This window comes from Aquimarina acroporae (assembly GCF_023195925.1).
In the GTDB taxonomy this organism is placed as follows: Bacteria; Bacteroidota; Bacteroidia; order Flavobacteriales; family Flavobacteriaceae; genus Aquimarina; species Aquimarina acroporae.
Map to the genome: position 1 here is coordinate 1 of NZ_JALPRE010000047.1, position 656 is coordinate 656.

The 656-nt window shown below is 38.0% G+C and carries 1 pseudogene; it reads right to left on the bottom strand.

The features are described from left to right. Nucleotides 1–656 (bottom strand): annotated as a pseudogene (locus M0D21_RS22940) (hypothetical protein); the annotation flags it as partial.

Sequence of the window (656 nt, forward strand, 5' to 3'; positions counted from 1 at the left end):
CGCTGGTTCTGATGTACCAATAAATAATACAACTGACTCTTGATAGTACGTAACGTAGCTCTATTCGTGTTTAAGGTAAGTTGTAACGAATCCTTTTGCTCATTATCCACCTGAATAGACAATCCCTTGGTATTAATTTTTGGTAATACACCACTAACCTCTTCGCCTCCCTTTAAGATAACTCTTGCTCGATACTCCTTACCCGATAATGGAGTAAGATCGAACTTGCCCATACCTAAACTATTCGAGGAAAACGCTACAACTACTTTCTCTGCCTCATCTAGTACAAAACCTTCATCAAAAGTAACGCCTAAACCCTGTGCATTGACCAACTTAAATCCAACAGTGTTCTCTGTATCTGATACCAAATGACCTCCCTCTGGTAATAACTGAAAATCATAACCTATCTTATCCGCTGGCCTATCAACCAAACGCTCAGAGTTAATAAGCTTGATCTTAGATACAGAGGCATCATTCTCTATAAAATTATTCATCCAATTCGTAGAAACACGAATATAATAATCACCAGACTCCCAATTTGAATCTATCTTTATATTACCCCGGGCATGACCATTGGAACCCATAAACAAACCACTAAATAACTCATTGCCTAAACCATCGAACAACTCTACATTAAAATTAGTAGTCGCCAATGA